Source organism: Candidatus Zixiibacteriota bacterium (assembly GCA_022865345.1).
In the GTDB taxonomy this organism is placed as follows: Bacteria; Zixibacteria; MSB-5A5; order MSB-5A5; family RBG-16-43-9; genus RBG-16-43-9.
Map to the genome: position 1 here is coordinate 1 of JALHSU010000213.1, position 5,108 is coordinate 5,108.

Below are 5,108 nucleotides of genomic sequence, written 5' to 3' on the forward strand. Positions count from 1 at the left end.
AGTATCTTATAATGTGAAATTAATTTACCAATCATAACGTATTACGCTCAGTTCTCGAACTCATCCCCTTTCCCCTTCTCTTAAAAAGAGAAGGGGAATACAAGTCCCTCTCTTCTTAAGAGAGGGATTTAGGGTGAGTTCCTAATGTAATATTATTTTCCCAATCATTTTTTATTTTGTTTTTTGGGCCATCAATTCCTCAAATGCTGGATAACCAGCTAAATTTTTATACCATGGGTGCAATTTTATGTAAGCAGGAGTTATGATATTGTTCTTCACCAAGAAATCCAGCATACGCACGGCCTCTTGTTTTTGTCCGGTGAGCGAATAAACGAAACTTAGGGGTCGAACAATACCCCGATCATATGCCCACTCCATACTGAATAGGGATTCTCCCAGACCACTCCTCACTCTCTCTGCTTGCTCCAGGGCTTTTCTGGATTCTCCTTTTAGTGCATAAGCTAAGCCTATTCTTAGACGACTTTGATATTCCTCGGGAAGACCCTCAAATTCTTTGACTAAAGGTTGATTGAACTGAATGCAGGAATCTAAATATATCTCCGCCTGTTTTTTGTTCCCTCTCATAAGTGCCAGGTAAGCCGTTTCCACAAAGTAATCCCAATCTGGTTTTTCACGACGTGCTTTACTTAGATAAAAAGAAGAGCTGTCCGTCTCTCCTGATAACAGATAAATTTGCATCAAGTTGAACAGTGCCCAGTCCTCGCGCGGATATATATTCAGCGCTTTATAGACCATTCTTTTTGCTTCCTCCAACTCACCCCAACGTATGTACCAACCAATCATAGCAGAGTATGCAAACATACTGGTTGGCTGAATCTCTAATCCTTTGTTAAAATATTCCCCTACCTTTTCTTTTTTTTCCCAGGCTGAGTATAATTCTATAATAGCCTGAAATAAGCTGGATTCAGTGGGTTTCACCTCTAACGCTCTCATAAAAGCACTCTCAGCTTTTGGATATTGACCAGTTTGAGTATACCACTCTCCCAAAAGCCTCCAAGCTTCACCATAATTAGGATTGGCTTTGACTGCTTCTTCTGCCTCTTGTATGGCTTTTTCGGTTTTCCCCTCTGTCCAGTATAGCCTGGAGAGAGAGCGACGAGCTTCAGCCAAATCTTGGTCAAGAGCCAAGGCTTTTAGTCCAGCTTTTTCAGCTTTTTCCAGCCAGGATTTCTTTGGGTCGACCCGAAACATCACATAACTGGAATAACAGTCTGATAACCCCGCATAAGCTAAAGCAAAACTGGAATCAACTTCCAGAGCTTTCTCGAACATCCTGGTTGCCAGTTCAAGGTTCTCTTTACTATCAGCTCCTCTGAAATAATATTGCCGTCCCTGCAGGTAATAGTTGTAAGCCTGAACATTCAGGGTTGGTTTCTTTTCAATCATTGCTAATTCTGGCGGAGCAAGGGCAACCTTCAATGCCTGAGCTACCGACTTGGCCACGTCTGCCTGAATAGCAAACAAATCCTCCATTTGCCTGTCGTAGCTTTCTGCCCAGACGTGGAATCCATCACTGGCTTTAATCAACTGACAGGCAATTCTGATTTTATCTCCATATTTGCGGACAGAACCTTCCATCACATAGTTAACCTTTAACTTGTCCGCTACCTCTCTAGGCTTGACCGTCTTACCTTTGAACTCCTCAACATCGCTTCTGGAAAGTACTCGCAAACCGCCAATCTTGGATAGCTGGGTGATAATATCTTCAGTCATACCAGCGGCAAAATATTCATCCCCTTTGTTTTCAGAGAGATTTTGTAAATACAAAACTGCTATACTAGGTTTGCCAGAAACAGTAGTTGGCTCTTTTTGTTTCAAAAACGCAAAGTAAACTATTATCAGAATTAAAATTCCCAATACTCCAATCAACAATCGAATAGTCTTCCTTTTAACTACCTTCGGAGGCTCGGCTGGCTGAGTCGTCACGGCAGTTTTAACATACTCCAAGCTCTTCCTCTCTCTTCTCAAATCTGCTAATAATTCATCAGCGTGCTGATACCTCTCCTCTTTGTCTTTTGCCAAAGCTTTGAAAACCATATCTTCTAACTTGGCTGAAACCTGATTGTTGTATCGAACTACCGGCTGTGGATATTCATTGATTATAGAGTAAATAACAGCGGCTTGGTGCTCACCAGCGAAAGGCAACTTCCCAGTCAAAAGCTCATATAAGATGACTCCAAAGGAAAAAATATCACTCCTCTGATCAACTTCCTCACCCTGAGCCTGCTCTGGTGACATATAAGCAAGGGTGCCTAAGGTCGAGCCAGTCTGAGTCAGCTTGGTTGCTCCCTTCAGCTTTGCCAGACCAAAGTCCATTATCTTGACTTGACCTCTGAATGTAACCATTATATTGTCCGATTTGATATCCCGATGCACTATACCTTTCTCATGTGCTAAGGCTAAACCTTCACAAGTTTGAATCCCGATATCTAAAACCTTCTTTATGGAGAGTGTCTCTTCCTCTACTATCCGTTTCAAAGTCTTCCCCTCGATGTACTCCATAGCTATGAATAATCCCTCTGGACTTTCTTCTATTCCATGAATTGTAGTAACATTAGGATGATTTAGAGCAGAAGCAGACTGTGCCTCCTGTATGAAGCGGGCTTTTTCCTCGGGATTTTCTGCCACATGTGGAGGCAAAAACTTCAGGGCAACCAGACGTTGAAGTTTTATGTCCTGGGCTTTATACACCACACCCATCCCCCCTTCACCCAATTTTTCGAGAATTTTATAATGTGAAATTGTTTTGCCTATCATCTTCAAACCTCAAAATGTTCCCATTCATATTTCACCCGCTCCATTAGCTTCTTGAAGCGCTCCTCTTCGCGAATATTTTCAAGAAAGGGATCTCGTTCAGCAAGAAGTGGATAATTGATAAAGCCAAGATTAACCGAGTTTTCCAACCAATCCATTGCTTCCTTCTTTGCATCGAGTAAGGCCAGCATGACCGCGACTGTATGTGACCATTCAAAATCCCTCCTGCACGTTTTCTGGAAATCTGGAGTCATTTCCTGAAACACTTTTTCTTTATCCTTCAGTAAAGCATATTTTAGCAGAAGGCCCTGTTTGGTCATTAGGTTGTCTGGTGTTGCCTTTGCGCTCCGATCAATTATGGAAAAAGCTTCATCCAGCTTATTATGGTAGGCCAGGGCCCAGGCATAGTAAAATTACGCGGCTGGATTCTCGGTATTTGTGTGATAAAATCTACAGATCGGTTCAAGAGCTAAGTCGTATTGCCCGTCATAAAAATGCAATGCTCCTTGTAACCAGTTGGTGATGAAATCCAGCGGGTCAATTTGCATGAGTCTCTCATACAATGGCATAGCCTCAGATTTCCTCCCTACGATAGAAAGGGTGAGCGTAAGCCCTTGCAAGGCCAGAGTTTCATCCGGATTAATAACTAATGCTTTCTTGAAATGATGAATACAATCTTGGAGATTTCCCCGAAAGGACATATTGATCCATCCAAGGACAGCATGGGCTTTGGGGGAATCAGGATCTAGTACAAAAGTCTTCTCCAGGCATTCTTCAGCTTTCGCTATATATTCCTCTTGTTTGGCACCCATATTGACATATTGGAAATAAGTCAATGCCATACCCGAATAGAGAAGGGCATTATCGCCGACAATATCAAGGGCGTGCTGAAGATATCGGACGGCACGATCAAGAGCATCTTCCGTAAACCGCCAGATCTCCTGGTTGGCTTTGAAATAGAATTCATAAGCCGCAACATTATCGATAGGTCTCTCGGCCATTCTTTGTTTCTCTTCGGACGTGAGCCTTAGTTTCAAGGCATCCGCGATGGAACGGGAGACTCTTTCCTGAATGTCGAACACATCGTCCAGTGTACCTGCGTATTTCTCTGCCCAAAGATGAGCATCATTCTGTGCATCAATCAACTGTGCTGCAATGCGTAGGCTATTGCCTGCTTTTCTGACACTCCCCTCCAGCACGTACTGCACATCAAGCTCTCTGGCAATTTCGGGTACTTTCTTCTTCGTCCCTTTGAACGTCATTGCAGAACTGCGGGAAATCACACGAAGCGCACGAACTTTGGACAAATCAGAGATCACTTCCTCGGTCAATCCATCGCTGAAGTATTCCTGGTCCGGATCGGGACTCAAGTTCTCAAATGGTAATACAACGATCGACTTCTCCTGCCTCGGTAACTGGATGCCAGGTGCTTTCGCCCTCTTCAACTCAGGAGTTATCTCCGCGATACTCTGGTAACGCTTGGTTCTGTCCTTCTCCAGCGCCCTCTTAATAATTCTCTCAATCAGCAGAGGTGTATCCGCACGCAGAGAGAGCACCGATTGCGGCTCTTCATTTAAAATGGTATAAATCACTGCCTGCTCATATTCTCCTTTAAAGGGTAGCTGCCCCGTTATCATCTCGTACATCACCACTCCCAAAGACCAGATATCGGTTCTGGCATCTACTTCTTTTCCCCGTGCTTGTTCCGGAGACATATAGGCAACTGTCCCTAAGGTCGAACCGGTTTTAGTCACTTTGGATACCCCTCTGAGTTTCGCCAAACCAAAATCCATTATCTTAACCTGTCCTCTTGGAGTAAGCATTATATTGTCTGATTTTATATCTCTATGAACTATTCCCTTCTCATGTGCCGTTGCCAAGCCTTCACAAATCTGAATACCTATATCTAAAACTTCATTTAGGGAAAAAGCTTTCACTTTCAAAAGCTCTTTAATTGATTTACCCTCGACATAAGCCATCGAGATGAAGCATTCCCCTTCGATTTCATCTATCTCATGAATCATAGTGATATTGGTGTGATTTAAGGCTGATGCAGCCTTGGCTTCATGTTCAAATCTGGTTTTGGCTTCTGCATCACATAATAGATGTTTTGGCAGAAACTTCAAAGCCACGATTCTATCCAGCTTGGTATCCTGGGCTTTGTAGACCACACCCATCCCACCCTCGCCCAATTTTTCGAGTATCTTATAATGTGAAATTAATTTACCAATCATAACGTATTACGCTCAGTTCTCGAACTCATCCCCTTTCCCCTTCTCTTAAAAAGAGAAGGGGAATACAAGTCCCTCTCTTCTTAAGAGAGGGATTTAGGG

The 5,108-nt window shown here is 43.1% G+C and carries 3 protein-coding genes; all 3 read right to left on the minus strand.

What is annotated here, in order from left to right; translation table 11 throughout:
- Positions 1–171: 171 nt before the first annotated feature.
- The 3 genes from MUP17_10530 to MUP17_10540 all read right to left on the minus strand — a co-directional run bounded on the left by MUP17_10530 (position 172) and on the right by MUP17_10540 (position 5,009).
- On the minus strand, positions 172–2,778 hold the full coding sequence (locus tag MUP17_10530; protein MCJ7459415.1) for a protein kinase: 2,607 nt from the start codon (positions 2,776–2,778) through the stop codon (positions 172–174).
- Between the two features lie 2 nt (positions 2,779–2,780).
- On the minus strand, positions 2,781–3,095 hold the full coding sequence (locus MUP17_10535; GenBank protein ID MCJ7459416.1) for a hypothetical protein: 315 nt from the start codon (positions 3,093–3,095) through the stop codon (positions 2,781–2,783).
- Between the two features lie 93 nt (positions 3,096–3,188).
- Complete coding sequence (locus MUP17_10540) at positions 3,189–5,009, minus strand: protein kinase (protein MCJ7459417.1); 1,821 nt, start codon at positions 5,007–5,009, stop codon at positions 3,189–3,191.
- Positions 5,010–5,108: the final 99 nt, after the last annotated feature.

Coding starts and splice junctions, on each gene's coding strand:
- MUP17_10530 (MCJ7459415.1), bottom strand. CDS start 2,778: ATGATAGGCAAAACAATTTCACATTATAAAATTCTCGAAAAATTGGGT.
- MUP17_10535 (MCJ7459416.1), bottom strand. CDS start 3,095: ATGACCAAACAGGGCCTTCTGCTAAAATATGCTTTACTGAAGGATAAA.
- MUP17_10540 (MCJ7459417.1), bottom strand. CDS start 5,009: ATGATTGGTAAATTAATTTCACATTATAAGATACTCGAAAAATTGGGC.